This window comes from Kitasatospora sp. NPDC004289 (assembly GCF_053602875.1).
On record NZ_JBSGEL010000024.1, the window covers coordinates 46,480 to 71,614 of the forward strand.

A 25,135-nucleotide genomic window follows, 5' to 3' on the forward strand; every position below is an offset into this window, starting at 1 on the left:
CCGCGGTGCGCGGACGAGGTGGGCCGGGCGAGAGAGGACTGGTGACCCATGGGCACCCCCGTCGACCAGCTGGTGGACCTGCTCGACCTGGAGCAGATCGAGCTCAACATATTCCGGGGACGCAGCCCGGAGGAGGCCCTGCAGCGGACCTTCGGCGGCCAGGTGGCGGGCCAGGCCCTGGTGGCGGCGGGGCGCACGGTGGACGGTGACCGCCCCGTGCACTCGCTGCACGCCTACTTCCTGCGCCCCGGTGTGCCCGGCGTGCCGATCGTCTACCAGGTGGACCGGATCCGCGACGGCCGCTCGTTCACCACCCGGCGGGTGCTCGGCATCCAGCAGGGCCGCAGCATCTTCGCCCTGACCGCCGACTTCCACGTCCCCGAGGAGGGCGGGATCGAGCACCAGGAGGCGATGCCGGTCGTACCCGGGCCGGAGGAGGTGCCGAGCGCGCTGGACGAGGTGGGCCAGAAGCTGGGTGAGCTGCCCCCCTTCATCAGCCGCCGCCAGCCCTTCGACATCCGGTACGTGGACCGGCTGCGCTGGAGCAAGGAGGAGCTGGTCGGGGTCGAGCCGCGCAGCGGGGTCTGGCTGAAGACCAACGGCGCGCTGCCCGACGACCCGCTGATCCACGTCTGCGCGCTCACCTACGCCAGCGACATGACCCTGCTGGACGCCGTCCGGGCCCCGGTCGAGCCGCTCTGGGGCGTGCGGAACTTCGACATGGCCTCGCTGGACCACGCGATGTGGTTCCACCGGCCGTTCCGCGCCGACGAGTGGCTGCTGTACCAGCAGGAGTCCCCGATCGCGCACGGCGCGCGCGGGCTGGCGCGGGGTCAGATCTACGACCGGAGCGGGCAGCTGGTGGTGTCGGTGATGCAGGAGGGCCTGTTCCGTCCGCTCGCGAGCCGCAAGGCCTGACGGGGCGGGAGTGTTGCACGACGGTTCGGCACTGTTGCCGGCCGTCACGCGCCGTTGCGGAACCATGTCGATCACGCACGGCCGGAAGACCCGGGGTACGGTTCGCGTTCGACCTTGAGCACGGGCCTGAGCTTGCTTGGGCTTGAGCACGAGCACGAGCACGAACACGAGCACGAGAGCCGTACCCCGGCGCTCCGGCCACTCCCGGACCCGGGCCACGTCCCCGGCGCCCGCCCGTATCCCGGGCCGGGCCCGGCGATCCGAGGGAGGAAGCCGACATGACCGACACCGCCGCCCAGGAGTGGGAGCACTGGACGGAGCGCCGCGCCGCGAGCGTCAGCGCCCCGCACGGCGCACTCGCCCTCACCGGCACCCACTGGCTGGAGCCCGAGCCCGCCGAGGTACCCGGCCTGCCCGGCCGCTGGTGGGCCGTGGACGGGGCGGTGCACGTCGAGGCGACCGCCGCTGACGGACTGTCCGTCGAGGGCGCCGGGGGCGGGCCGGTGGACGGCGTCCGCCGCCTCACCCCCGACACCTCCCCCGGCGCCGACCTGCTGACGCTCGGTGAGGTGCTGCTCGTCCCGATCGAGCGCGAGGGCGAGCTCGCGCTGCGGGTCTTCGACCCGGAGTCGGAGGGGCGGATCGGCTTCGCCGGGATCTCCGCGTTCCCGTACTCGCCGGACTGGGCGGTCCCCGCCGTCTTCACCCCGTTCGAGCAGGACGAGGACGTCCTGGTGGAGAACGCGGACGGCCGCGAGCGCCCGCTCGCCACCAGCGGCCAGATCGCCTTCCAGCTGGCCGGCGAACCGCACACCCTCACCGTCGGCCGCTCCGGCGACCAGCTCAGCGGCGTGATCGCGGACGCCGGCAGCGGCCGGGAGAGCTACCGCTTCCGCTTCATCACCCTGCCCGCCCCCGACGAGGAGGGCCGCACCGTGCTCGACCTCAACCGGGCCTACCTGCCGCCGTGCGCCTTCGCCGACCACTTCATCTGCCCGTTCCCGCCGCCGGGTAACCGGCTGCCGCTGGTGGTCGAGGCGGGCGAGAAGCAGGTCCTGACGAAGTAGCGGCGGGTTCGCGGGCCCGCCTGGGCGCTGTCCTGGCACTGTCTGGGCCACTGCCTGGGCAGTGCCTGCGGGCCTCGTCACACCGGCGAAATCCGTTCGTCCACGGGCTGCGGGGTAGGTGAGGATGAAGCGCGTGTCGACGCATCCCACCTCCTCGCAGTCCGTGCCCCCGCCACCCGACGAACAGTCCGCGCCTGACGGACCGTCCGCGCCCGGCCGGCCGAGCGCTGCCGTCACCGCCGAGACTGCCGCCCCGGGACGGTGGCAACGGCTGCGGCGGTCCGCCTTCGCCGACCTCAGCCCGCTGCGCGAGCACCCCGACTACCGGCGGCTGTGGACCGGCCAGGCGGTCTCCGCCATCGGCCAGCAGATGACCGCGGTGGCGGTCTCGGTCCAGGTCTTCCAGCTCACCGAATCCACCTTCGCCACCGGCCTGGTCGGCCTCTTCTCCCTCGTCCCGCTGGTCGTGCTCGGCCTCTTCGGCGGGGCCATCGCCGACACCGTCGACCGCCGCCTGCTCGGCCTCTTCGGCTCCGCCGGACTGGCCGTCACCTCCGCCGTGCTCGCCGTCCAGGCCCTGCTCGACCTCCGCTCGGTGCCCCTGCTCTACGCGATGGTCGCGGTGCAGGCCGGCTTCTTCGCCCTCAGCTCACCCGCCCGCTCGGCCATGATCCCCCGCCTGGTGCCGTCCCATCAGCTCCCGGCCGCCAACGCCCTCGGCAGCATGAGCATGAACCTCGGCACCACCGTCGGCCCGCTGGTCGGCGGCCTCCTGATCGGCACCCTCGGCGTCCAGTCCGCCTACCTCGTCGACACCGTCGCCTTCAGCGGCGTCCTCTACGCCATGTGGCGACTCCCCGCGATGCTCCCCGGCGACGGCACCAGCGCGTCCGGCACGGCGAAGAAGCGCGCCTCCGTCCTCGACGGCCTCCGCTTCCTGCGCAGCCGCCCCAACCTCCGCACCAGCTTCGTCGCCGACCTCATAGCGATGATCCTCGCCTCACCCCGCGCCCTCTTCCCCGCGATCGCCGTCGGCGTCTACCACGGCGGCCCCGGTACGGTCGGCCTGCTGGTCACCGCCGCCGCGGCCGGCGCCCTCACCGGCGCGCTGTTCTCCGGCTGGGTCTCCCGGGTCCACCGCCACGGCACCGCCATCATCGCCGGAGTCGCCGCCTGGGGCCTCGCCATCGCCGCCTTCGGCCTCACCACCCACCTCTGGCTCGGCCTGCTCGCCCTCGCCGCCGCCGGAGCCGCCGACTCGGTCAGCATGATCTTCCGCAACACCATCCTCCAGGTCGGCGCCCCCGACGACATGCGCGGCCGACTCCAAGGAGTCTTCATCGTCGTCGTCGCCGGCGGCCCCCGCCTCGGCGACTTCTTCGCCGGCACCACCGCCTCCCTCACCTCCACCACCACCGCCCTCCTCATCGGCGGCCTCGCCTGCATCGCCGCCGTCCTCCTCCTCGCCGCCCTCCGCCCCGCCTTCCTCCACTACGACGCCCGCCACCCCACCCCCTGACCTGCACGGCACCACCACCGCCGTCCCCGGAAACCTGGCAGCGAGCACCCCTCCGCGTGCTGTATTGTTTTCCACGTCGCCGGGACACCGGGGACGAGGTCGGAGAGCAGAAGCCGCAAGGCCGAAGCATTCGGACCACGGGACGTGGCGCAGCTTGGTAGCGCACTTGACTGGGGGTCAAGGGGTCGCAGGTTCAAATCCTGTCGTCCCGACAGCGATGTCGGAAGCCCCGCTGACTGGACGAACGTCCAGTTCAGCGGGGCTTTTTCGTGTTTTGACGCGGCGTCAGCGGACCAGCCGCAGGTCCCGTCCGTTGGAGGGCTGCGGGACCAGCGCGGGACCAACTGCCTCCCGCTGGCCGCTCAGGTGAGCGCTCAGGGCCTCCCCCGCCCGGTCGATCGACTGCTGATCCGGGTGGAGGTACCGCTGAGTGGTCGTCAGCGATCCGTGCCCGGCGATCTTCCGCAGGACGTGCACCGGGACGCCGGCGTCGGCCATCCACGTCAGGCCGGTGTGGCGGAGGTCGTGGCGGCGCAGGTGCTCGTAGCCGAGGCTGACGACCACCTCGTCCCAGTGGGTGGCGTCGCGGAGGACCGCCGTGGTGATCCGGCCGCCCCGGGGCCCGGTGAAGAGCCGGGCCATCGGGTCCTTGCTGATCACCGCGAGGCGGCTGGCCACCAGCTCCCGGATCTCCGGGATCAACGGCACCGTGCGCCGGCGCTTGCCCTTGGTCCCCTTGTCCACCAGCCCGCCGGGCGCGGTGGTGGTCTGGCGGCACAGGTCCCAGGTCCAGCGGTCGGGGTCGATGTCCTTGCGGCGCACGCCGGAGACCTCGCCGATCCGGGCCGCGGTACAGGCGGAGAAGCGCACCACGTCGCCCCAGCCGCCGAACTCGCCGTGTGAGCGCAGCACCAGGGCGTTCGCGAGCGTGTCGAGCGCGTCCCAGTCCTTCAGCGCCAGGGAGCGGGGGTCGTTCAGCTCGTCCTCGGCCTTCTGGTACTCGCGCTGCCAGCCGCTGACCCTGGCCGGGTTGATCTCGATCAGGCCGTCCCGGACCGCCTGCTCCATGACGCGGACGAGCATGGCGAGGGTGTTCTTCACCGTCGAGCGGCCGGCCTCGTCAGCGATCCACCCGTAGACGGCGCGGTCGACCACGCCGTTGGTGATCGCGGTCGGCAGGATGTGGCCGATCGTCGGCACGATCCGCAGGCGCCACCCCGCGAGGTACGGGTCATGGGTCTTCAACTCCGTTCCTCGAAGGGCCAGTTCCATCACCGACTCGCCGTACTCGGCGAGCGTCAGCGTGGCCGTGTCCGGGGTGACCCCGCGAGACGCGAGCCGCAGCATGTCGTCGATCCACTGCTCGGCCGCCTCGCTCGTCGGATGCATCTCCGACCGGCCGGGCCGCGCACCGGTGGCCGGGTCGGTCCAGCGGACCCGGGCACGGTACGGGTTCGTGTACTGGGGCCGATACTCGATGTCGGTCGAGAGCTTGACCCCGATCGGCGGGAGCTGCTGGGGCATCAGGCAGCCTCTCCGGGGACGACGCGGCGAGAGCGCAGCCACTCCTGCACATCGGGGATGCTGTACGACGTGACACGGCTGCTCATCCGCACGAAGGGTGGCCCCTCGGGCGGCGTCGACGTCCGCCAACGGCGGAGGGTCGACGGGTCAACGTCGATCAGCTCGGCCACTTCCTCCGTGGTGTACCAGCCGCCGTGGAGCAGGCCACCCTGCTGCCCAGCCTCAGGTCGATTGCGCGTCAGCATCTTAGGCAGGACAACGGCCTGGTCTATCGTCAGCGTCGAGTCGGACAACCTGGCGTTCCTCGACGTGGTTGCAGAGCTCTGGCGGATTGTCGAGGTGTGTACGGGCATGACCTCACCCTTGTTCTCTGAGGGCCGCTACTTCCGCTACTCCGCTACCTCGCAGGTCAGCGGGAGTGTGGCGGTAGCGGATGGGGTAGCGGTAGCGGATAGCGCTGGTCAGCCGAGGGTGGCGAGGTCGGCCCGGTCGAGGGTGTCGGGGGCGGTCTCGGTTGCTGCTGCCGCTACCTCTTCCGCTACGGGAAAGCTCAGGTCGTGTCGGGCTCGGCGGCCGACGGCGAGGGCGAGAGCTCGTCGCGGCTCTCCGGGGTGAAGGCGTCGCGGCGGGCGAGGGTCACTGACAGAGGCAGGCCCAGCCGCTCGGCCGCGCGTCGGCGGACACGCACCTGTGATGGGGTCCGGGGGCGGAACGAAGGGAGCCGCGAGCAGCCACAGCCGGGGCGGTGGTCGTAGGTCAGCCCCTCCGCGAGCACGGTGGCCACGACGGACCACGCCTTCACGTCGCGTCGCCGGGGCGCGGCGAAGTCGTAGCCCGCGAAGACGAGCTCCTGACGACAGCCAGGACAGGTGCGCTTCCGGATCGGCCACGTGCTGCCCTTGAAGGAGAGCCGGCACTCGACGCACACGTAGTGCCGGAAGGCGCCGTTGAACGCGTGGTAGCACATGGCCAAGAGGCTACGCGTCGCCCACCGGCGGACCCAAGCGGATTCGTGGCGCCCCAGTCTGGCCAGTCAGCCGCGCATCCGCGGTCGTAGCGCGAGCGAATAGCGGGACAGCCCTAGCGCAATCAAAGCGGTCGCCGCGGGCCGCCGTGCCGAAGCACGAAGTCTCCTGGACACGATCGCCAGCGGCCCAAGGACGGCACTTTTGGCACATCACCGTGCTCCGTGCCGTCGAGGGGGCCCGGGCGTTGCCCACCACCCTGTCCCCGCTGTGGACCATGCCTGGGCACCTCGCTCAGACCGGGCCGCTGACCACGTCCGTACCCCACTTGGTCAACAACGCACGCCACTCGGTGACCTGCTCCACCTTCAACTTCCAGCGAACTTCCAGCCTTTGGACGGCCCTGCAAGGAGCATCCCAGCGTGCTGGCATGACCGTCCGCGTCTACCTCGACACCAGAGCAGCTAACAGCAACGGACAGCACTGGTCACCGACCACCGTTAAGGTCGCCACGCACCTCAAGCCCGCTGCGGTCTGGCGGACCCGGGAGTTCGACGGCAGCTACGTGCGAAACCACGCAAAGCTCCTTGCGCTCGACCACCGCTTCCTGCTCGTGACCAGCGCGAACTTCTCTTGGAGCGCGGAGAACAACAATGTCGAGTTCAGCGTCCTCATCGACAACCCGAGCCTCACTGAAACCGTGGAACGAGAACTGTTCGAGGCAGAAGGGGTGTTGTACGAGCAGGCCTCAACTGCATGACGGTCGCGTTCAGATGCAGAGCACTGGCCGAGTGACCCTGAGGGTAAGACGGAATGCGCCAGCATTTCGGCTGCGCGGACGAGGTTGCTGGCGCATCGAGCCGGTCCCGCCAGCCTGGCCGGAGCGGTCGCCGGGTCCTTGGACGGTGGACGACCGGCAGCGTTTGAAGCTCACCGGACATTGTGGCTGACGGATACTCAAGAGCCGATTGTTCGCCCAAGGCTGCGCAGCCAGGACTAGAGTGCTCGACTGAGCAGGCCAGAAGGCATCCGCACTATCCACGACCTCGGGGGGCGCCGTTCATGACCGCTGAGTCCGCCGCGACCCCGGACATCGAGGCTCTTCGTCGAGCTGAGTTGATGCGGCGGGAGCAGCGGCGCCAGGCTCGTGAGCGAGGTGAGCTTCCGAGGCTGCGTGCGCGCCGTAGGACGCTCCCAGGGGAGCCTGTCTCTACCGGGACGTGCTCTCCGGTGGCCAACGAGGAGCTGTCGAGCGAGGATGCCTTCCAAGTGAGCCTGCCAGTGCGGCTCGCGGCTGTACTCGACCGGATTGCGGCCGAGACGGGCGACCGTGACCTGAAGTTGAGGTTCCGTCAGCATGGCGGGGATGCTGCTGATCTCCTCTCAGCTGCTGCTGAGTACGTCTGGGACCTCGCAGCGCGGCTCCCGCCGCTCACTGCGCTCGGGTACCTCGTGGAGCTGACCGCCAGTGGCCTCCGACTGCTAGGGGAACGCGATCTCGTACGGGCGGAGGCGCTTAGGTCAGGGCGAGTGCCAGCACCCGCTGTTGACCCGTCGGGCGATGACGCCTGGCAACTACACCTTGAGGCGGTGGAGGCTGCCTCTCGTGGCGTGCTGTCGTCGGTGGCGTGGCAGCGCCTGGTGAGTCGGCTTCCGCTCCCGGTGATCGACGATCTGATCGACTCCGGGAAGATCCGCAAAAAGCTGCGACCTGCGGAATGGCCTGGGCCAGCCGACCGACTGCCGTATGTCCTCGCCCGGGTGGACCCCGCGGCGTTGACCAATGAACAGATCGAGACGCTGGGCTGGCAGGATGAACTGCGCCGTCGGGCACTGGTCGCCGGCGAGGGGGTACAACCGGTTGGCGGGCGGCATGATCAGTGGAGTCTGCGTTCTGCGCTTCTCGACGGTGACCTGAACGCGCTGGAAACCGTCGAGCCCTACGCCCAAGATGAGTTCCCGAGAAGCCTGGCCCAGCTCGTAAGTTCGCTTCAGGCCATACGCCGGGGCAGCGCCGTAACCCGAGATCTCGGCAACGACAAAGCGCTGTTCGGTGTGCTCGAGGACTGCATGCGGCCCGATCGACTCATAGCGGGCAACACCCCCTTCCATTACTGGGCAGGCACGCGTCGGCTGTATCGCCTGCTGGATGATCTCCACTGGGCCCTGGCAGTCGAACCCGAGACCACGGAGACCGCGAGGCGGGAGGTCATGCAGCAGGCGAGTGCCCTGCGTAACGATCACCAGGCTCGATTCGCGGAGAAGGCAGACCAGGAAGCCCGCGCGGTTCAGGCGTACTTGTGCTTCCTCTGCGCCCGTCCTGGGGATGGCGAGCAGCTCGACAAGGGTGTCGGTCTTCTGGAGGAAGTCCTCAGGCGGGGCCCGAGCCGGAACGGAGGGGCAGGCCGTTGGGGTCGCCAACGCCTGTCTGCGCTCAGTCAGTTGCTGCAGCGCCTCCGGCAGAACCGCAAGCCGCACGAGATCCTCAATCCCTATCTGGCCCTGTGCGTGGAGCACGGCTCGACGGAATGGCGACAGGGATGGCGTGACCTTCGCAAGCAGGTCCCACCGGAGCGTTTCGAGTACATCAACGGCGCCAAGGACCGCATCCAGCGCATGGAAGCCGCCCGGCGGCTGGGGACCTCGTACGAAGAGCTGTACGAGCTCCCAGTGGACGAGCGTTTCCTCTGGGTTCCGGGCGTTCGATCGCTGGATTTGCACCCGCCGATGACACCCATGGCTCGGCGCAGCCCGGACAGTACAGCCCAGGACACAGGCTGGACGGCCGTTGAAGCAGCCCGTCAGATCATCGACAGCGGACACAAGGCAAGGAACCCGCACTGATGCCTCCGAAGAAGAAGCAATCGAGGCCGGAACCGCAGCACATCGCGGCCTTCGAGGGACAGCGGTCTCGTCCCGGACCGAGCAGGCCACCGCGGCCCGCTCGGGCGGAGCCGGATCAGGGACACCAGGGCCGGGAGGTCCAGTCGCAGCCTGCCGCGGGAGATCCGGGGGAGTTCTTCGAGCGCCTCAGCGAGAAGGTGGCGCACAAGGCGCAGAAGGCGGCAGCCACGGCCGGCAGTAGCGCCACCCGGGAGATCACCCAGAAGCTGACCACGAAGCTTGACGAGGCCATCGCCGACGCGATGCGGGCCGCGGACACGGTCGGGACGATGGTTCGCAGAGAGGTTCAGGCCGCAATCGACGACACCCTGCGCAACGCTGTTATGGACGCCATGCGCATTCGGGAACAGCATCTGGCCCAGCTGGCACTGATCGACCGCGCGGTCACGGTTGCACAGGACCTGGCCGCCGTGCGGCTGCGCCTGGACGCGGAGCTCAAGCGCTCCGGTCTGATCCGAGTCATCGAAGCCGATCCTGAACTGTTCGATCTGGTCAACCCGGAAGAGTACCCGGACAGTCAGACCTTCGAGGTCATCACGCCGGCCTACGTGGAAGGCAGCACTGGCCGTGCTGTTCAGCGCGGTGAGATGCGCCGGCGCTCTGCCATGACATGGCTGGGGCCGAGTGATGCCATCACCGTTGGAGGGGAAGGACGGGAGCAGCTGTGACTTTCGGTATTGACTTCGGTACCAGCAACTCGGTGGTCGCCCGTTGGACCGGACACGGCACAGAGGTGATCCGTGTGGACAGCGAAGGACTGCCGGCCGAGTGGAACCGTCCCGGTTTCGACGAACTGTTCCCGTCTGTGGTTTCCCTTCGCGATGTTCAACGCACACTGTGCTTCGGATGGGCCGCCAAGTGTGAGACCTCTGCACCCCAGGACGCGGTCAAACGAATGCTCGCGTCCCGCCCTCGCGGCCAGGACGGGGAGCAGCGCATGGCAGGGGTGCTCACGGAGGAGCACGAGGTCTGGCTCGGCGATGAGCCGTTCCGCAGCACCGCCGTGGCTGCCGCCCTCTTCGATCAGATGCGTGTCGGCGTCAGGCGGAACCTGCGCGAGATGGATGATGCGGTCGTCACCGTGCCAGCCAACGCCACTGGGGCGGCCCGCTACCGGACCCGTGCCGCTGCACGCCTTTCGGGCATCAAGGTGAAGGCGTTGATCAACGAGCCGACTGCGGCCGCGATCAGCTACGCGCACGAATACCCCGGTGAGGGTTGCTTCCTGGTTTTCGACTGGGGCGGCGGCACCATCGACGTCACCATCCTCGAGCACTATGACGGCATCTTCGACGAGATCGCCTCGCGGGGTATCACGGCGCTGGGTGGCCTGGAGTTTGACGAGGAACTCGCCAAACTGGTGCTGACCAAGCTCGGCACCGACCCCGGACGTCTGACCAGAGCCGATGCTCGTCGGTGGCGCCGACACGTCGAGCTCACGAAGATTGCTCTTTCGCAGCCCGGCGTCGAGGAGGTCCTGTTCGACCCTCCAGGCACTCTGCCGCCAGTTGTCATTCACCGGGAGGAGTTCGAGCAGGCCGTCCAGCACCTGGTCCGCCGAGCCTTGCGACCGTTGCGTGAATGCATGGCCGATGTCGGCTTGCAGCCCGACATGCTGGACGCGGTCCTGATGATCGGTGGCACCTCGCAGATTCCTCTGGTCCGTCAGGAGGTTGAACGCACGCTGGGACGTGCTGTGGTGGATCCGGCACTATGCCACCCCATGACCGCCGTCGCCCGAGGTGCTGCTATCACCGCTGCGGAGATCGACGGGTTGGTGCCCGAGACCACGATCTCCGTCGCCACCAGCCACGACCTCGGTCTGGCTTTCGAGGCTGGCGGTCGACGAGGCTTCGCGACCGTGATACCCCGGTACTCGACGCTTCCGGCGCGCGGCAGTCGCAGTGCTCTGCCCTCGGTCCGTGGAGCTTCCAAGGTCGTCCTGGAGATCATCGAGGGTGACGGCCAGCGCGTCGCCGATGACGAGCGCACATTCCTCCTCGCGCGCCTTGAGCTACCGGTCCCGCAGCCCCGGGCCGACCCGACCGACAACGTCTTTGACGTCGACTACCGATACGACCGGGACGGCATTCTCAAGGTCAGCGCCATTGCCCGCCACAGTGGCCAGAAGATCTTCGACAGCGAACTGGATTGCTTCGGACCGGATGGCACTCCGATCGCGCAGGGCTTGGATCGGGAGCTGGAACGGCTGCAGCGCCGAGTCACCGAACCTCTGGCGACCGCTACGGCCTCAGCGCCGCGCGGCACCAGCTTGCCAGTTCATCCGTCGACGCCGCTTGATGCAGAGTCAGAGATCAACTCGCCCCGGCTGACAATCGTCGTCGATGGGCGGGGGATCATGACGGCTCACCGTGGTTCGGGGCAACGCGCACCGAGCTTCCGTCAGTTGGGCACCGCCTTGGCCGCGATCCGGAAGCGGTTCCCCGACCGTCGGACGGTGACGGTGGTCGGGACTGACATTGTTGATGCTGTTGATTACCAGGAACGTGACCTCTTGGACCGAGCGATCGAGGACGGTACCGTGATCTCCGCGACCTCGACCTCACCACACGCGGTGCTGAACGTAGCCGATCAGTTGCAGGCGCCCGTGATCTCCATGGAGGATCTGCGTCGCTATCGTCTGCCCTACCCGTGGCTGGCGGAACAGGACCGCTTCGTGCGCATCGCACGGGTGGAGCGGGAGTGGATCTTCACGTAGTCAGAGAGGTCGGGCCGCCTCCGTGCAACGAAGGGCTGGGCTGACCTGGCAGTGACCCTGACTGATAGCAACCTGTCTCGACGACGACATCAGTCGGCAAGCGGCATCAACGATGACTCGTCGGCAATGGGCACTGACAATTCACAGAAATAGAACAGAAATACGAATACAACTCGCCTGACGCCGATCCGATTCACTTCGACGAATGCCCGACAGGAGAGCTGCCGAAAGCGGAATTCCCCCCTGACCGCAACCCACAACAGCGCGGCGGCGACCGGCCACATCCCCCGCCGACACTGATCACTCGTGCTGATGACACGGATTCAAGTCCAGTGACGACGAAGGCCCTTGACCGTACGACTGTCCGGCCAACTATTGTGAACATTTGTTCGCATCATGGGATGGGAACCACCCGAACGGTCCGCAGGACGGCATGTCTGCCACGTCCTGGGGAAGACGCCTGGCTACGCGGCTGCCGGTGCGGTGAGGTGAGCGCAGATGAGCGCGAGGTTCTCCGGGTGGGAGAAGAAGATGCTGGTCGACATCGAGGCCGGGCTGCGCCAGGACCGGAAACTGGAGCGTCGGCTGCGGACGTGGCGGGCCGGGCCGTGCTGGTCGGTGTGGTGCAGCGTCCGCATGACCGTGGTCCTGGCCTTGGCGTTGCTCGTGGCATCGGTGGGCGCGTTCGTGGCGGCCGGGGCGCTGGGTCAGGGCGGACTCGTGCCGGCCGGCGCGCTGGCCGCTGTCGGTGTGGTGTGGGCGGCGCGCCGGGCCGTCACCCTGCGGGGGCTGCGTCGTCACCAGCGCACCTGAGCCCGGCGGGTGGCCGGGCGGCCTCACCCGGTGAGGGCGGCGCGCAGGTCGGTGAGGGTGTGGCTGAGGAGGCGGGAGACGTGCATCTGGGAGAGGCCGAGGCGGCGGCCTATCTCGGCCTGGGTGAGGTCGCCGGTGAAGCGCAGGGCAAGAACGGCCCGTTCGCGTTCGGGCAGGGTGGCGATCAGCGGCTTGAGGGACTGGATGTCGTCGACGGTGACGAAGGACGGGTCCTCGTGGCCGAGGCGCCGGTCGAGCGGCCCGGGGTGCTCGTCTTCGTCGTCGCCGGGGGTGTGGGCGTCGAGTGAGCCGGCGGTGCGGGCGACGGCGACCGCGATGCCGTCGGCGACGCCCTGCTCGGTCAGGCCGGTGCGTGCGGCGAGTTCGGCGTTGTCGGGCGGGCGGCCGAGGGTCTGCTCGAGTTCGTCGGTGGCCTGGGCGACCGCGAGCCGGGCTTCCTGGAGGCTGCGGGGGACGTGAACGGCCCAGGTGGTGTCGCGGAAGAAGCGGCGCATCTCCCCGAGCACGGTGGGCAGCGCGAAGGTGGCGAACTCGACGCCCCGTTCAGGGTCGAAGCGGTCGATGGCCTTGATCAGTCCGACCATGCCGGTCTGGAGGATGTCCTCCGTCGGTTCGTGGCTGCTGCGGAAGCGGCGCGCGGCGAAGCGGACCAGGGACATGTTGAGCTCGATCAGGGTGCCGCGGACGTAGGAGTACGTCTCGCTGCCCGGTTCGGCCTCGGCCAGTCGGCGGAACAGCTCCCTGGACAGCTCGCGGGCGTCACCGGTGCTCACCGTGCTCGGGTTCGCGATCATCTCGGGTGCCATCAGGTCTTCCTTCCGCAGACCCCCGTTCTTGCTCCTGCCCGGTTGGGCTGCGGGGAATCACCACAGGCCCGATGATGTGCCTACCTGGTGGCCGCTCCGGGGGATGGACCGCGCCCGTCCGGGCAGGCGCACGGCAGGGAGTGATCGCGGCAGAGGCCAGAGCGGGGTGAGGTGAGAGCAGGTGGCTTCGGATCCCACGGCTTCGTCCCGGCCGGCCGGAACGCCTTCGGTGCGTCCGGTGGAGGTCGATCTGGCGGCGGAACCGCACCCGGTCATGGTGGCGCGCCGTACGGTGCGCGGTGCCCTGGCCGTCGCCTCGGTGCCCGAGCCGGTCTGCGAGGACGCGGTGCTGGTGACCGGTGAACTGGTCGCCAACGCCGCACTGCACGGTGGCGGGCCCGGCCTGCTGAGACTGACGGTGCTGGACGACGGGGCGCTGCGCATCGAGGTGAGCGACTCCGGCCCGGGCCTTCCGCACCGCAGACCTCCCTCCCTCGGGCGGCCGGGCGGGCACGGCCTGCAGGTGGTCCAGCTGCTCAGCCGCAGCTGGGGCACCCAGCCCCTGGCGGGCGGCAAGACGGTGTGGGCCGAGATCCCGGGTGACGCCCCGCAGGCGCCGGGCGGGCCGCCGAAGGCAGGTGAGGGCGGGTGAGGTTGCGGTGAAGGAGCAGCCGGGCGGCCGTGACGGCGGGCGCGACGAGACGGCGGAGGAGCGGGCGGACCGCCGGTGGGACGAGCTGCTCCAGGAGGTGCGGATCGCCCAGACCGGTGCCCAGATCATGTTCGGCTTCCTGCTCACCGTGGCCTTCACCCCGCGCTTCGCCACCATCGACGGATTCGAGCGGGCCCTGTACGCGACGGTGGTCACCCTCGGGGCGTTCGCCGTCGGGGCACTGATCGCCCCGGCTTCCTACCACCGGCTGCTGGCCGGCGAGCACGTCAAGGCTCGGATGGTCGACGCCGCCGCCCGCCTGGTCTCGCTCGGTCTGGTGCTGCTGGCCGTCACGGTCTGCGCGGCCCTGGTCCTGCTGCTCAGGGTGGCCGGGCTGGGCTGGGCCGCCTGGGCGATCGCCGGGGGCGTGGCGGCCTGGTTCGCGCTGTGCTGGGTGCTGCTGCCGGTGAGCGTGCTGGGCCGCAAGGGCCGGTGAGCACCGGGCGGCCGCCTCTCAGGCGCGGCCGGTGAAGGCGTCAGCGAGGAGGTCCACCACGTCTTCGGCGCGGCCGCGTCGGCCGAGTGCTGCGCGTTGCCGCTCGGCGCCCGTGCCCTCGCGCAGTGTCCGCTCCAGCAGGGCGGTGACCGTGGTCAGGTCTCCGGCGGCGGCGAGCCCGGGGCCGGCGTACTCGACCAGGCGGTCCAGCAGGTGCCGTTGGTGCGTCGTCCTGCCTGACTGCGGGTCGAGGCCCTCGCCCGCGAGACCGGCGCGGGCCGCGCAGCCGTGCGCGGCCCGCAGCAGGGCGTCGGACACGGCCGGGACCGGGCGGCCCTCCAGGACGTCGCGGCGCAGCCGGGCGACCAGGCCGCGGGTGAGGCCGGCGAGCAGCACGGTGGTGTCCGGGTCGGCGCTGACGTCGGCGATCCGCACCTCCAGGGTGGGCACGTGCTCGGAGGGGCGGGCGTACCAGTAGATCATCCGGCGGTCGAGCAGCAGGCGGGAGCTCACCAGGGAGTCGGCGAGGGCCTCGTAGGCCGCGGCGTCGAGGACGGGGGTGGGGCCGACGGTGGGCCAGTGGGCCCAGCAGAGCGCGCGCCAGCTGGCGTGGCCGGTGTCCTTGCCCTGGCAGACGGGCGAGTTGGCGGCCAGGGCCTGCAGGGCCGGCAGCCAGGGCCGCAGGTGGGCGCCGAGCAGCAGGGCCTCGGGCTTGTCGCGGACGCCGAGGTGGATGTGGCAGCCGCACACGGTGCCCGTGCGGTGGTCCGCGACGGAGCCGAAGTGACGGGCCATCAGGCGGTAGCGCGGGGTGTCGGTGACCGGGACCGGGGTGGTGGCGGCGAGCGGGGCACAGCCCGAGCCGATGACGTGGCAGCCCGAGTCGGCGGCGGCCTGTGCCACCGAGTCGCGCAGCCGCAGCAGTTGGGCGCGGAGGTCGGGCAGGGTGAGGACCGGTTCGGTGCAGACCTCGATCTGGCAGGTGTAGAACTCGGCTTGGAGCAGCGCACCCAGTCCGTGCTCGCCGGCCAGCACCTCCGGGGCCCGGGCGACCGGGGCCCGGGAGTCCGGGTCGACGAGCAGGAACTCCTCCTCGACGCCGAGGGTGGGCACCATTGCCGCGCCGGCGCGGCGCCGGGGAGAGTCCGCCGGCTGCGGGGGACGGTCGGGTACCGGGTCGGCGCGGAGCCGGGTGCGGGCTTGCACGGCCACGGTGAGCCTCCGGGGACGAGCCGCGCGGGCGGACCTGGTCTGCTCCGCGGCCGCCCTGGTGGCCGGGTGGAAAGGAGTGACAGGCAGCGGTTGCCCGGGCTGCGCGGTGACAAACACTGGCCGCCGGTCTCGGGGAGCGCTGCCTGCCCGCCGGGGATGTCGGGGCGGGATGGCGGCCGACCTTGGAATCACGCACCAGCGCGGGGCGAGCGGGCACCTGCCAGGTCCAGCCCTGGACGACCCGCGCCGGTCGCGGGCGGAACCACCGACGGGCCCTTCGGGCGGAACCGCCCCGGAGGGGTGAAGGCTCGGACACTCGCCGGCTGATTGCCGCAGCCGAAGCCGGGCAGGTTGTGACCGGACCGCTTTCCCCTCCGAGAGGGGGTCCGACCATGTCCAAGCCGGCCAACACGGCACGAACCGCGAGCTCGGCCTCGCGTGCCCCGCACGGGCACCGGCCGGTGCACCGCCTCCCACCTCGGGGGCACGCCCGTCCCCCCGGTGCCGCACGGTGGTGGGAAGCGCCCTCGCGCCTCCTCGCCGCGCTCGCGACCACCGGTGGCCGACCGTCGCACGGTCGGTGAGGGCCGTGGACGTCCCGACGCGTTACGTGATCACCCTGCCGGGCCTGCCTGGCTCGCACCGCCCTCAGGAGGCGGTGATCGTCCACGCCACCGGCGAGATGAGCGAGTGGGGCCGGCCCGTCTTCGCGGCCGGGGCCTTGCGGGTCGACATCGCGGACGGCATCGCCCACGTGCTGGCCACCGCTACCGGGCCGAACGGCCACACCTGCCTGCCCGCCACTCCCCTGCTCTGACGGCGGACGGCACCACACAGCGGGGGAACGGACACAAGTCCTCGACCGGAGAAGGCAACCATGATCCTCCTTGGAGTGCTCCTGCTCATCGTCGGATTCGTCACCGGCATCTCGATCCTGTGGACGATCGGCCTGGTGCTCGTCGTCATCGGCCTGGTGCTGTGGATCGCCGGAGCCCTGGGCCACGCGGTCGGCGGCCGCAACCACTACTGGTGAATCCTTCTCCCGGAACACCCCGGACGCTGACGCACCTGCTCAGGTCCGCCACCCGTACGTAACGGGTGGCGGACCTGAGCAGGTGCGTCAGCGTCGGCCACCCCGCCGGTGCAGGCCGGTGGGCGGCGGTTCACGGTCCTTGCGACGCTGGCCGAGGACGAAGGCGGAGAGGATCACGACGACGATCAGCACGCCGGCCAGGATCAGCCACAGCGCGCTGCCGCCGGCTCCGGCGAGCTGGGTCTGCAGTGCGAAGTCCTTGATGTCCATGCCTGGCGCGTTTCCGGATCGACGACGAGGAAACATCGGCGCACGGTCGTCCGGCCGGCATCCGCTCCGCCCTGCCCGGGGTGAACCCCGCCCCGGCCGGGCAGGCGCCCGGCGGCCCGTTTCCGACAGCGTTGGCGAGGCAGTGCCGTGAACCGCCTCGGTCCAGGCGTACCGGCCCGAACCGCACCTGCTGGACTACGCCGCCAGCAAGGGCGCGATCGTCACCTTCACCCAGGGCCTGGCCCGTGAGCTCGCCCCCGGGGCGTGCGGGTCAACGCGGTGGCACCCGGCCCGGTCTGGACCCCTCTCGTCCCCGCCACCCTGCCGCCCGACCACGTCGCCGCCTTCGGCGAGCAGTCACCGCTCGGCCGACCCGCCCAACCCGCCGAGCTCGCACCGGTGTACGTCTTCCTCGCCTCCACCGGGGCGAGTTACCTGACTGGCGGGGTCGTGAACGCCACCGGCGGAGTCGCGCTCCCCTGACCGGACGTCAGCAGTCCGGTGCCGGGCGGATCGTCCGGGCGTTCGGGGCAGGGCAGCGGGCATGACACCGCCCGTGCCGGGCAGGCGCTCCATGGAGCCGGTCCGCCCGTGGGCCGGCCGGCGACCGGGAGGAGCAGAGCCACCAGAGCGATGGACTTCGAGCCCGAGGGCACGGCCGAGCGGGCCGCCGACGTGCTCGGGACGGTCGACCGCCGGGGGAAGGGTGACCTGCGCCGGTTCGAGACCTCCATCGAGGACCGCGGCACGGCCACCGAGGCCTGGCGCGGCCGCATCAGCCCCAACTGACAACCGGTACGGGCAGCACCAACACCGGCGGCCCGGACGGAACCTGAGGAGGCGTCATGCCGCGAGGATCCAGCCCCAAGCGCGAGCGCCAGTACGAGCACATCAAGGAGAGCCTGCGGGAGCGCGGGGAGAGCGAGGAGCAGGCGGAGGAGATCGCCGCCCGCACCGTCAACAAGGAACGCGCCCGGCACGGCGAGTCCAAGACCGCCAGCCGCTCCTCCACCCACGACATCTCCTCCGCCCGCCGCGGCGGACTGCGCTCCCACAGCGGTGCCAAGGGCCCGACCTACGACCAGCTGTACAACGAGGCCCGGCAGCGCAACATCAAGGGCCGCTCCACGATGAACAAGAAGCAGCTCGAACACGCCCTCGGACGCTGACCCGGGAACGACGGTGGAAGGGCCGCTCTCCGGGGTCAGAGGTCCGCGAGCGGACGGTAGGCGGCGGTGAGGCCGAGGTCCGTGATCCGCCCCAGCGGTGCGCAGCCCGCCGGAGCAGCCGGGATCAGCGGTTGGCACGGCCGACTCCGGGGATGCGGTCGCTCGCGCGCGGCATTCACCACGACGGGAGCGGGGCGCGGCCCTCACTCCTCCTGGCCGTGGGCGAGGGCGGCTTCGACGGTCTCGGTGATGGTGAACACGTCCGTGGTGCCGGTGGCCCAGAGCAGCCGGGTGATGCGCTCGCCGACCCCGGCGACCACGAGGTCGACTCCGGCGGTGGCAGCGGCCGTGCGGGTTTTCAGCAGGGCGTTGAGGCCGGCCGAGTCGCAGTAGCCGACCCCGCTCATGTCGACGACCAGGCGGGACGGCCGGGCCTCCAGGGCCCGGGTGAGGACGTCCTCCAACGCGGCCCCCTCGTCCAGGTCGATCTCCCCGGCCAGGTGCACGACCGTGGCGCCGTCGGCGGTGCTGTCCTCGGTGATCGTCAACTGGAGCGGCGGGGACCAGCCCTCGGAGTGCGGGGTGATGTGCGAGGGGTCCATCAGCGCGCTCCCCTCAAGGGACGAGTCGGCGCCGTGCCGGGGCCGGGCCGTGCTCCACCGGATCGGCCCGGGCAGGGTCCGCCCGTGTGCTGCCGGGCCCGCCGGGCGAGGTCAGAGGTGCTCGTCACGCTCATCTCGGTCACCACCGGGAGGGAGAGGGAGCCGGACCGGAGCAGAAGAACCACCGTGGCCGGAATCGTCGAACAGCTCCAGCAGTCCGGCGATCTCGTGACGTGCCTCGGCGGGATGACGGAAGGTCATGTGCCGGACGACGTCGTAGTGGTTGCGCCGCCCGTGGCGGACCCGGGTCAGGTAGCCGGCCGTCTCCAGGTCGGACACCACGGACTGCACCGCCCGCTCGGTGAGGCCGCACGTGGCGGCCAGATCCCGCAACCGCACCTCCGGGTCGCGCGAGACCGTCAGCAGCACCCGTGCGTGCTGGGTCAGGAACGTCCAGCTGGTACGGGGCTCACGCCTGTCCGCCACCCCTCAAGTGTGCACCCGCATTCCGGCATGGCAACTCCGGAGTGCGGGGACGCCGGGCGGCTCCTGGAACCACAGCGCGGCACCGGGACGGTCACGGGGCCCGCCACCATCCGAGCGAGGATGGTGGCGGGCCCCGTGACGGCGGGTCAGCGCTTGAAGGCGTCCTTCACGTGCTCGCCCGCCTGCTTGAGGTCACCCTTGGCCTGGTCGACCTTGCCCTCAGCCTCCAGGCGCTCGTTCCCCGACGCCCTGCCGGTGGCCTCCTTGACCTTGCCCTTCGCCTTCTCCGCTACGTTCTTGACCTTGTCGCTCGCGCTCATGCCGTCCTCCGTTCCGTCGGAGCGGTCCCGTACCGCCGCCGTCCCTCGCCTCCGATGACCGGTCGTCAGAAGACCGGACCGCCGTAGAAGGGGCCGTAGTAGCCGGCGTACCGCTCGCGGTAGTCGGTGTCGTCCTCGTGCTTGTGGGGGTCGAACTCGGGGCCGTCCTTGATCTCGTCCTTGGTCCGGTCGACGTGGACCACCTCGTTCCCGAGGTCCACCCGGGAGACGGTCCCGGCGGGCAGCAGGACGTGCCTGCCGAAGATCCACGGCCCGGTGTCCACCACCAGGTAGTTCGACTCGGCCTCCTCGGAGAGCCGGTCGATCTTGCCGATGTGGCCGTCGGTCGCCTCGACCTTGAAGCCCACCAGGTCGGCTCCGGAGACGTGGCCGGAGTCGGCACGGAACGCCCAGATGTCGACGGTTCCCATCGTGTTGCCTCCCATCTCGCCGCACCGCGGACGGTCTCCCGCAGTGCGTCCTCGGGCCGCGCCTGCCCCGTGACCGCCGAACCCATGCCTGTCGACCTGAACCTGCTGCCCGGCGTGACGACCCATCAGGGCGAGGGCGACGACACTTCTCCGGGCTCAACACTCTGCTGCAGGCCCGCGCACGCGCCGACCGCCAGGGAACCTTGCCGCACGGTCGGGCGGCGGCCGCTGATCGGCTCCACACTCGAAGCGGAAGGTTCCGTCGCGACAGGTGGGTGCCGGAATGTCCGGACGATGGCAGTCAGCGCTGGCCCGGTTCCTGGAGCGTTCGCACTCCCTGGCGCCCCAGGACGTGGCCGCGCTCGTCGAGGAGACCGCGCGCCACCTGGGTCTGGACTCCGCGACCGTCCTCCTCGCCGACGTCCAACAGGAGCGACTGGTGCCCCTGCCGGGTCGGTCCGCCGTCGTGAACCCCGAGGAGCAGGAGATCGACGGCTCGGTGGCCGGGCGGGCCTACCGGACCGTGACGCCGCAGGTGTCGCCGCACGCTCCCGGGGTGGCACACGTGCCGCTGCTCGACGGGATCACCCGCCTCGGCGTGCTGCGGGTGACCGCCGACCGTCTCACCCCGGAGCGGCTGGAGGCCGCCACCGGGCTCGCCGCGGTGGTCGCGGTGGTCGTGGTGTCGAAGAGCGCCTTCAGCGACGAGTACGCCCGGACGGTCCGGACCAGGCGGATGACCACCGCCGCCGAGATGGTGTGGGCGTTCCTGCCGCCGCAGACCATCGGCACCGAGCAGGTGACCTCCACCGCCGTGGTCGAACCGGCCTACGAAGTCGGCGGCGACGCCTTCGACCACGGACTCGACGACGGCCACCTCCACCTGACCGTGGTCGACGCCATGGGCCACGACCTGGCGGCCGGACTCTCCTCCGCCGTCGCCCTCGCCGGCGGCCGGGCGACCCGTCGCACCGCCGGCACCCTCACCGACATCACCGACCGCATCGACGCCGACCTCGACCAGTGGCTGCCGGGCCGACTCCTGACCGGGATCTTCGCGCGCCTCGACCTCACCTCCGGACAGCTCAGCTGGATCAACGCCGGCCACCCACCACCGCTGCTGATCCGTGCCAACCACGTCGTGGCCGACGCTCTGGCCCCTCCCGGTGAACTGCCCCTGGGCCTCGGCCCCGGCTACCGGGCCACCCGAACCGTCCACCAGGCCCAGCTCGAACCCGGCGACCGCATCCTGATCCACACCGACGGCGTCACCGAAGCCCGCTCCCGCACCGGCGAACGCTACGGCGAACAGCAGCTCACCGACCTCGTCACCCGCTCCCTGGCCGCCGACGAACCGGCCCCCGAAGCCCTGCGCCGCCTCATCCGCGCCGTCCTCGACCACCACCACGACCCACTGGACGACGACGCCACGATCCTGCTCGCCGAATGGCACCCCACCCGAGCCGTACCGCGCGAAGACGGCCTCCGGCCTGCGTGAACGCTGGTCGGGACGGCAGGATTCGACGGTGCGGCCTCTTGGGCACGAGACCGGGCCGCTACGCCTCCGGCTCGGGACGGCGGGCGCGGGGCCAGCGCTCGAGCATCTGCTGCATCGACACGACGACCTTGGTCCAGGAGTCGTTGATGTCGTGCGGGTGCCCGAACCCTCCGCTGGACTCGATGTCGATGAAGCCGTGGAAGGCGCTGCGCATCATCCGGACCGCGTCGGTCAGGTCCGGTTCGCGCAGGTCGTAGGCGCGCAGCACCGAGTAGGTCAGTCCGGTGCTGTGGGTGAACCCGCCGGTGTCGGCGGGCAGGAGGGTGTCCGCCGAGAACTGGGTCGCCGCGTAGCGGCCGGGGTGGCGCAGCGCGTAGCCCCGGTAGGCGTGGGCGAAGGCGGTGAGGCGGTCACCGGGCGAGGACCGGCCCGCGATGGACTCGGCGAGGCGGCTGCTCAGTTCCTCGGCCGCCAGCGAAGCCACCCGGGCGCGCATTTCGTGCAGGCCCCCGATGTGGGAGTAGAGGCTGGCGTCCTTGACTCCGAAGCCGCGTGCGAGCGCCGAGATGGTGACGTTCGCGAAGCCGACGCTGTCGGCCAGGTCGGCCGCGGCGTGGACGATGCGGCTGGTGGTCAGGCCGACGCGTGCACCCAATTCGTTCGCTCCTCAAGCATGACCGGCCCGACGCGGACGGTAGGGCGGGACGACGGAAGGCTTCCGGTTCGGCGGGGTGACGGTGAAGCACCGCGTCCCGCACCGCCGGGGGCGATGGTGCGGGACGCAGGCTACACCGGTGGCTCACTCGCCCCGGAGCTTGGCGATGATCCCCTCGGCGATGGCGCGCGGGACCTCCGCATAGCCGTGGAACTGCATGCTGTAGCTGGCCCGGCCGGAGGTCTTGCCGCGCAGGTCGCCGACGTAGCCGAACATCTCGGACAGCGGCACCATGGCCTGCACCAGGCGCGCGCCGGCGCGCTCGTCCATGGCCTGGATCTGGCCGCGGCGGGAGTTGATGTCGCCGATGACCTCGCCCAGGTAGTCCTCGGGGGTGGTGACCTCGACGGCCATGATCGGCTCCAGGAGCGCGGGGTGGGCCATCCGGGCGGCCTCCTTGAAGGCCTGCGAACCGGCGATCTTGAAGGCGAGTTCGGAGGAGTCGACCTCGTGGTAGCCGCCGTCGAGCAGGGTGACGCGGATGCCGGTCATCTCGTAGCCGGCCAGGACGCCGAACTTCATCGCCTCGCGGCAGCCGGCGTCGACGGAGGGGATGTACTCCTTGGGCACCCGCCCGCCGGTCACCTTGTTGACGAACTCGTAGGTGGCCTCCGCGCCGTCCTCGAGGGGCTCGATCGCGATCTGGATCTTGGCGAACTGGCCGGACCCGCCGGTCTGCTTCTTGTGGGTGTAGTCGACGCGCTCGACGGCCTTGCGGATGGTCTCGCGGTAGGCGACCTGCGGCTTGCCGACGTTGGCCTCGACCCGGAACTCCCGCTTCATGCGGTCGACCAGCACCTCCAGGTGCAACTCCCCCATGCCTCCGATGACGGTCTGCCCGGTCTCCTCGTCCGCGTGGACCTGGAAGGAGGGGTCCTCCTCGGCCAGGCGCTGGATCGCCACGCTGAGCTTCTCCTGGTCGCCCTTCGACTTGGGCTCGATGGCGACCTCGATGACAGGCCTGGGGAAGTCCATCGACTCCAGGACGACCGGCTGCCGCTCGTCGCACAGGGTCTCGCCGGTGACGGTCTGCTTGAGGCCCATGACGGCCACGATGTCGCCGGCCCCGGCCGCGTCGATCTCGGTGCGCTTGTTGGCGTGCATCCGGTAGACCTTGCCGATGCGCTCCCGACGGCCCTTGACCGGGTTCAGCACCGAACTGCCGGAGGCCAGCCGGCCGGAGTAGATCCGGACGAAGGTGAGCTTGCCCAGGTGCGGGTCCGACATGATCTTGAACGCCAGGGCGGAGAGCGGCTCGTCGTCGCTGGGCTCGCGCCGCAGGACCTCCTCCGGGTCGGCGACCGCGTGGCCCTCCACCGCGCCGATGTCCAGGGGCGAGGGCAGGTAGCGGGCCACCGCGTCCAGGAGTGGTTGGACGCCCTTGTTCTTGAACGCCGAACCGCAGAACACCGGCGTGACGGTGCTGCTGCCGCCCGCCCCGGTGGAGGCGATCGTGATGCGCCGGACCGCGGCGTCCAGCTGTGCCACGGTGGGCTCGGTGCCCTCCAGGTACAGCTCCATGATCTGCTCGTCGTTCTCCGCGACGGCCTCGATCAGCCGGCCGCGCCACAGGCCGGCGGCCTCGGCGTGCTCGGCCGGGATGTCGAGCACGTCGTACATCTCGCCCTTGGCCGCGTCCGGGGACCAGAGCAGGGCCTTCATCCGCACCAGGTCGATCACGCCCCGGAAGTCGGCCTCGGCGCCGATCGGGAGCTGCATCACCAGGGGGTGCGCCCCCAGCCGGTCGGAGATCATGTCGACGCAGCGCAGGAAGTCGGCGCCGGTGCGGTCGAGCTTGTTCACGAAGCAGATCCGCGGCACCCCGTAGCGGTCGGCCTGCCGCCACACCGTCTCCGACTGCGGCTCGACACCGGCCACTCCGTCGAACACGGTGACCGCGCCGTCGAGCACCCGCAGGTTGCGCTCCACCTCGATGGTGAAGTCGACGTGCCCGGGGGTGTCGATCAGGTTCACGGTGTGGTCGACGCCGTCCAACTCCCAGTGGCAGGTGGTCGCGGCCGAGGTGATGGTGATCCCTCGTTCCTGCTCCTGCTCCATCCAGTCCATCGTGGCGGCGCCGTCGTGGACCTCGCCGATCTTGTACGACACACCGGTGTAGAAGAGGATCCGCTCGGTGGTCGTCGTCTTGCCTGCGTCGATGTGCGCCATGATCCCGATGTTGCGGACGGCAGCCAGGTCGAGCGAGTTCTCAGCCATGACGATCAGTACTTCCTGCGCGGTGGACGGATGGTCGAGTCGGGCTTCTGCTATGACGCACCGTCAGAGTCCGGCGGAGACAGCCGAGTTCAGGACGGACGGCACCAGGCATGGCGCTCGACGGATGCCGTGAGGGCACCCATGGTGTGAGCGGGGGATCCGCTGGACACGACCCTATACCTAGGATGGATTGGCTTTTGCCTAATATACACAGGGGCGCTATCGTGAGGAAGCATGAAGGCACTGACTGACCCGGAGATCCGCGCATCGTTCGTCAACTGCACCAAGGGGGAAGCGAGCCGGATCGCGCTGCCGCGCCACCTGGACGAACTCCCTTGGGAGGACATGGACTTCATGGGTTGGCGGGACCCCGGAGCCCCCTCCCGGAGCTACATCGTGGCCGAGCACGACGGCCGGCTCGTCGGCGTCGCGCTGCGCTTCGCCCAGCGGACCGTCGGCGCCCACCACGGCTCCATGTGCTCGATCTGCCTGACCACGCATGTCGCCTCGGGCGTATCCCTGATGACGGCCCGTAAGGCGCGCCGGGCCAGCGACGACGAGTACGTGTCGGCCGGCGAGTACTTCTGCAGCGACCTCGCCTGCTCGCTGTACGTCCGGGAGAAGAAGCGCGCGGACGCGTCGGGGATCCGGATGAAGGAGAACCTCAGCACGGAGGAGAAGATCACCCGCACCCGGGCGAACCTGTCGAAGTTCCTGACCAGGGTCGTCACGGCCTAGGAACTGTGGGGCCGGTACGGCTTCGGCCTCCGCCGAACCC

28 protein-coding genes, 1 tRNA gene and 1 pseudogene are annotated in these 25,135 nt (G+C 70.4%); 18 read left to right on the forward strand and 12 right to left on the reverse strand.

Going from position 1 to position 25,135, the window contains the following annotated elements:
- Positions 1-48: 48 nt before the first annotated feature.
- The 4 genes from ACWEPF_RS18190 to ACWEPF_RS18205 all read left to right on the forward strand — a co-directional run bounded on the left by ACWEPF_RS18190 (position 49) and on the right by ACWEPF_RS18205 (position 3,716).
- On the forward strand, positions 49-918 hold the full coding sequence (locus ACWEPF_RS18190) for an acyl-CoA thioesterase (RefSeq protein ID WP_345290273.1): 870 nt from the start codon (positions 49-51) through the stop codon (positions 916-918).
- 278 nt (positions 919-1,196) lie between these two features.
- The gene (locus ACWEPF_RS18195; RefSeq protein WP_452173365.1) at positions 1,197-1,985 is read left to right on the forward strand and encodes a DUF1684 domain-containing protein; all 789 of its coding nucleotides are present in this window, start codon (positions 1,197-1,199) and stop codon (positions 1,983-1,985) included.
- Between the two features lie 124 nt (positions 1,986-2,109).
- Positions 2,110-3,504 carry an MFS transporter gene (locus tag ACWEPF_RS18200; RefSeq protein ID WP_452173366.1) on the forward strand — a complete coding sequence of 465 codons (1,395 nt, stop codon included), beginning with the start codon at positions 2,110-2,112 and terminating at the stop codon, positions 3,502-3,504.
- 138 nt (positions 3,505-3,642) lie between these two features.
- A tRNA-Pro gene (locus ACWEPF_RS18205) sits at positions 3,643-3,716 on the forward strand.
- Between the two features lie 73 nt (positions 3,717-3,789).
- On the opposite strand, the gene ACWEPF_RS18210 is transcribed toward ACWEPF_RS18205, so the two are convergent.
- The 3 genes from ACWEPF_RS18210 to ACWEPF_RS18220 form a co-directional block, all read right to left on the reverse strand.
- On the reverse strand, positions 3,790-5,028 hold the full coding sequence (locus tag ACWEPF_RS18210) for a tyrosine-type recombinase/integrase (RefSeq protein WP_452173367.1): 1,239 nt from the start codon (positions 5,026-5,028) through the stop codon (positions 3,790-3,792).
- The gene (locus tag ACWEPF_RS18215; protein WP_452173368.1) at positions 5,028-5,321 is read right to left on the reverse strand and encodes a helix-turn-helix transcriptional regulator; all 294 of its coding nucleotides are present in this window, start codon (positions 5,319-5,321) and stop codon (positions 5,028-5,030) included. The genes ACWEPF_RS18210 and ACWEPF_RS18215 overlap by 1 nt, the downstream gene beginning before the upstream one ends.
- A 257-nt stretch (positions 5,322-5,578) precedes the next feature.
- The gene (locus ACWEPF_RS18220; protein ID WP_452173369.1) at positions 5,579-5,995 is read right to left on the reverse strand and encodes a hypothetical protein; all 417 of its coding nucleotides are present in this window, start codon (positions 5,993-5,995) and stop codon (positions 5,579-5,581) included.
- A gap of 146 nt (positions 5,996-6,141) precedes the next feature.
- On the opposite strand from ACWEPF_RS18220, the gene drmC reads away from it, so the two are divergent.
- The 5 genes from drmC to ACWEPF_RS18245 all read left to right on the forward strand — a co-directional run bounded on the left by drmC (position 6,142) and on the right by ACWEPF_RS18245 (position 12,429).
- Positions 6,142-6,753 (forward strand): DISARM system phospholipase D-like protein DrmC, encoded by a 612-nt coding sequence (gene drmC / locus ACWEPF_RS18225; protein ID WP_452173370.1) that lies wholly within the window; start codon positions 6,142-6,144, stop codon positions 6,751-6,753.
- A gap of 470 nt (positions 6,754-7,223) precedes the next feature.
- Positions 7,224-8,837: a hypothetical protein gene (locus tag ACWEPF_RS18230; protein ID WP_452173371.1), complete on the forward strand. Its 1,614-nt coding sequence runs from the start codon at positions 7,224-7,226 to the stop codon at positions 8,835-8,837.
- The gene (locus ACWEPF_RS18235) at positions 8,837-9,565 is read left to right on the forward strand and encodes a hypothetical protein (RefSeq protein WP_452173372.1); all 729 of its coding nucleotides are present in this window, start codon (positions 8,837-8,839) and stop codon (positions 9,563-9,565) included. Before ACWEPF_RS18230 ends, ACWEPF_RS18235 begins: the two co-directional genes overlap by 1 nt.
- Positions 9,562-11,616 (forward strand): Hsp70 family protein, encoded by a 2,055-nt coding sequence (locus ACWEPF_RS18240; RefSeq protein ID WP_452173373.1) that lies wholly within the window; start codon positions 9,562-9,564, stop codon positions 11,614-11,616. Before ACWEPF_RS18235 ends, ACWEPF_RS18240 begins: the two co-directional genes overlap by 4 nt.
- 498 nt (positions 11,617-12,114) lie before the next feature.
- Positions 12,115-12,429, forward strand: coding sequence for a DUF3040 domain-containing protein (locus ACWEPF_RS18245; RefSeq protein WP_452173374.1), 315 nt, complete (start codon positions 12,115-12,117; stop codon positions 12,427-12,429).
- A 23-nt stretch (positions 12,430-12,452) separates the two neighbouring features.
- Here ACWEPF_RS18245 and ACWEPF_RS18250 read toward each other — a convergent pair whose 3' ends face one another.
- Positions 12,453-13,256: a SigB/SigF/SigG family RNA polymerase sigma factor gene (locus tag ACWEPF_RS18250; protein ID WP_452173375.1), complete on the reverse strand. Its 804-nt coding sequence runs from the start codon at positions 13,254-13,256 to the stop codon at positions 12,453-12,455.
- A gap of 238 nt (positions 13,257-13,494) precedes the next feature.
- On the opposite strand from ACWEPF_RS18250, the gene ACWEPF_RS18255 reads away from it, so the two are divergent.
- Together ACWEPF_RS18255 and ACWEPF_RS18260 are read left to right on the forward strand one after the other, a co-directional pair.
- Positions 13,495-13,908 (forward strand): ATP-binding protein, encoded by a 414-nt coding sequence (locus tag ACWEPF_RS18255; RefSeq protein WP_452173376.1) that lies wholly within the window; start codon positions 13,495-13,497, stop codon positions 13,906-13,908.
- Between the two features lie 7 nt (positions 13,909-13,915).
- The gene (locus ACWEPF_RS18260; protein WP_452173377.1) at positions 13,916-14,404 is read left to right on the forward strand and encodes a DUF6328 family protein; all 489 of its coding nucleotides are present in this window, start codon (positions 13,916-13,918) and stop codon (positions 14,402-14,404) included.
- An 18-nt stretch (positions 14,405-14,422) separates the two neighbouring features.
- Here ACWEPF_RS18260 and ACWEPF_RS18265 read toward each other — a convergent pair whose 3' ends face one another.
- Positions 14,423-15,616 (reverse strand): carboxylate-amine ligase, encoded by a 1,194-nt coding sequence (locus ACWEPF_RS18265; protein WP_452173378.1) that lies wholly within the window; start codon positions 15,614-15,616, stop codon positions 14,423-14,425.
- A 589-nt stretch (positions 15,617-16,205) separates the two neighbouring features.
- On the opposite strand from ACWEPF_RS18265, the gene ACWEPF_RS18270 reads away from it, so the two are divergent.
- Both ACWEPF_RS18270 and ACWEPF_RS18275 read left to right on the forward strand, forming a co-directional pair.
- A complete protein-coding gene (locus ACWEPF_RS18270; RefSeq protein WP_452173379.1) occupies positions 16,206-16,433 on the forward strand; it encodes a DUF6296 family protein in 228 nt (75 codons plus the stop codon).
- 60 nt (positions 16,434-16,493) lie between these two features.
- Positions 16,494-16,649, forward strand: coding sequence for a DUF6131 family protein (locus ACWEPF_RS18275; RefSeq protein ID WP_452173380.1), 156 nt, complete (start codon positions 16,494-16,496; stop codon positions 16,647-16,649).
- Positions 16,650-16,736: 87 nt separating this feature from the next.
- On the opposite strand, the gene ACWEPF_RS18280 is transcribed toward ACWEPF_RS18275, so the two are convergent.
- Entirely contained in the window at positions 16,737-16,919 is a 183-nt protein-coding gene (locus ACWEPF_RS18280; protein WP_345290305.1) for a DUF6479 family protein, read from the reverse strand.
- Between the two features lie 151 nt (positions 16,920-17,070).
- Here ACWEPF_RS18280 and ACWEPF_RS18285 point away from each other — a divergent pair.
- From ACWEPF_RS18285 to ACWEPF_RS18295, 3 genes and pseudogenes are all read left to right on the forward strand, one after another.
- Positions 17,071-17,402 (forward strand): annotated as a pseudogene (locus tag ACWEPF_RS18285) (SDR family oxidoreductase); the annotation flags it as partial.
- Positions 17,403-17,552: 150 nt separating this feature from the next.
- On the forward strand, positions 17,553-17,708 hold the full coding sequence (locus ACWEPF_RS18290) for a hypothetical protein (RefSeq protein WP_452173381.1): 156 nt from the start codon (positions 17,553-17,555) through the stop codon (positions 17,706-17,708).
- Between the two features lie 56 nt (positions 17,709-17,764).
- Positions 17,765-18,088, forward strand: a complete 324-nt coding sequence (locus tag ACWEPF_RS18295) for a plasmid stabilization protein (RefSeq protein ID WP_345280470.1) — start codon at positions 17,765-17,767, stop codon at positions 18,086-18,088.
- Between the two features lie 203 nt (positions 18,089-18,291).
- On the opposite strand, the gene ACWEPF_RS18300 is transcribed toward ACWEPF_RS18295, so the two are convergent.
- The 4 genes from ACWEPF_RS18300 to ACWEPF_RS18315 all read right to left on the reverse strand — a co-directional run bounded on the left by ACWEPF_RS18300 (position 18,292) and on the right by ACWEPF_RS18315 (position 19,927).
- Positions 18,292-18,690 (reverse strand): STAS domain-containing protein, encoded by a 399-nt coding sequence (locus tag ACWEPF_RS18300; RefSeq protein WP_452173382.1) that lies wholly within the window; start codon positions 18,688-18,690, stop codon positions 18,292-18,294.
- A gap of 111 nt (positions 18,691-18,801) precedes the next feature.
- Positions 18,802-19,176: a helix-turn-helix transcriptional regulator gene (locus tag ACWEPF_RS18305; RefSeq protein ID WP_452173383.1), complete on the reverse strand. Its 375-nt coding sequence runs from the start codon at positions 19,174-19,176 to the stop codon at positions 18,802-18,804.
- Positions 19,177-19,322: 146 nt separating this feature from the next.
- Positions 19,323-19,496 (reverse strand): CsbD family protein, encoded by a 174-nt coding sequence (locus tag ACWEPF_RS18310; protein WP_452173384.1) that lies wholly within the window; start codon positions 19,494-19,496, stop codon positions 19,323-19,325.
- A 65-nt stretch (positions 19,497-19,561) separates the two neighbouring features.
- Positions 19,562-19,927: a PRC-barrel domain-containing protein gene (locus tag ACWEPF_RS18315; RefSeq protein ID WP_345290309.1), complete on the reverse strand. Its 366-nt coding sequence runs from the start codon at positions 19,925-19,927 to the stop codon at positions 19,562-19,564.
- Between the two features lie 283 nt (positions 19,928-20,210).
- Here ACWEPF_RS18315 and ACWEPF_RS18320 point away from each other — a divergent pair, with 283 nt between their 5' ends.
- Positions 20,211-21,425 carry a PP2C family protein-serine/threonine phosphatase gene (locus tag ACWEPF_RS18320; RefSeq protein WP_452173385.1) on the forward strand — a complete coding sequence of 405 codons (1,215 nt, stop codon included), beginning with the start codon at positions 20,211-20,213 and terminating at the stop codon, positions 21,423-21,425.
- 58 nt (positions 21,426-21,483) lie between these two features.
- Here ACWEPF_RS18320 and ACWEPF_RS18325 read toward each other — a convergent pair whose 3' ends face one another.
- Both ACWEPF_RS18325 and fusA read right to left on the reverse strand, forming a co-directional pair.
- A complete protein-coding gene (locus ACWEPF_RS18325) occupies positions 21,484-22,080 on the reverse strand; it encodes a TetR/AcrR family transcriptional regulator (protein ID WP_345290311.1) in 597 nt (198 codons plus the stop codon).
- A gap of 144 nt (positions 22,081-22,224) precedes the next feature.
- Positions 22,225-24,357, reverse strand: a complete 2,133-nt coding sequence (gene fusA / locus ACWEPF_RS18330; RefSeq protein WP_452173386.1) for an elongation factor G — start codon at positions 24,355-24,357, stop codon at positions 22,225-22,227.
- Positions 24,358-24,591: 234 nt separating this feature from the next.
- On the opposite strand from fusA, the gene ACWEPF_RS18335 reads away from it, so the two are divergent.
- A complete protein-coding gene (locus tag ACWEPF_RS18335) occupies positions 24,592-25,095 on the forward strand; it encodes an FBP domain-containing protein (protein ID WP_452173387.1) in 504 nt (167 codons plus the stop codon).
- The last annotated feature ends 40 nt before the right edge of the window (positions 25,096-25,135 follow it).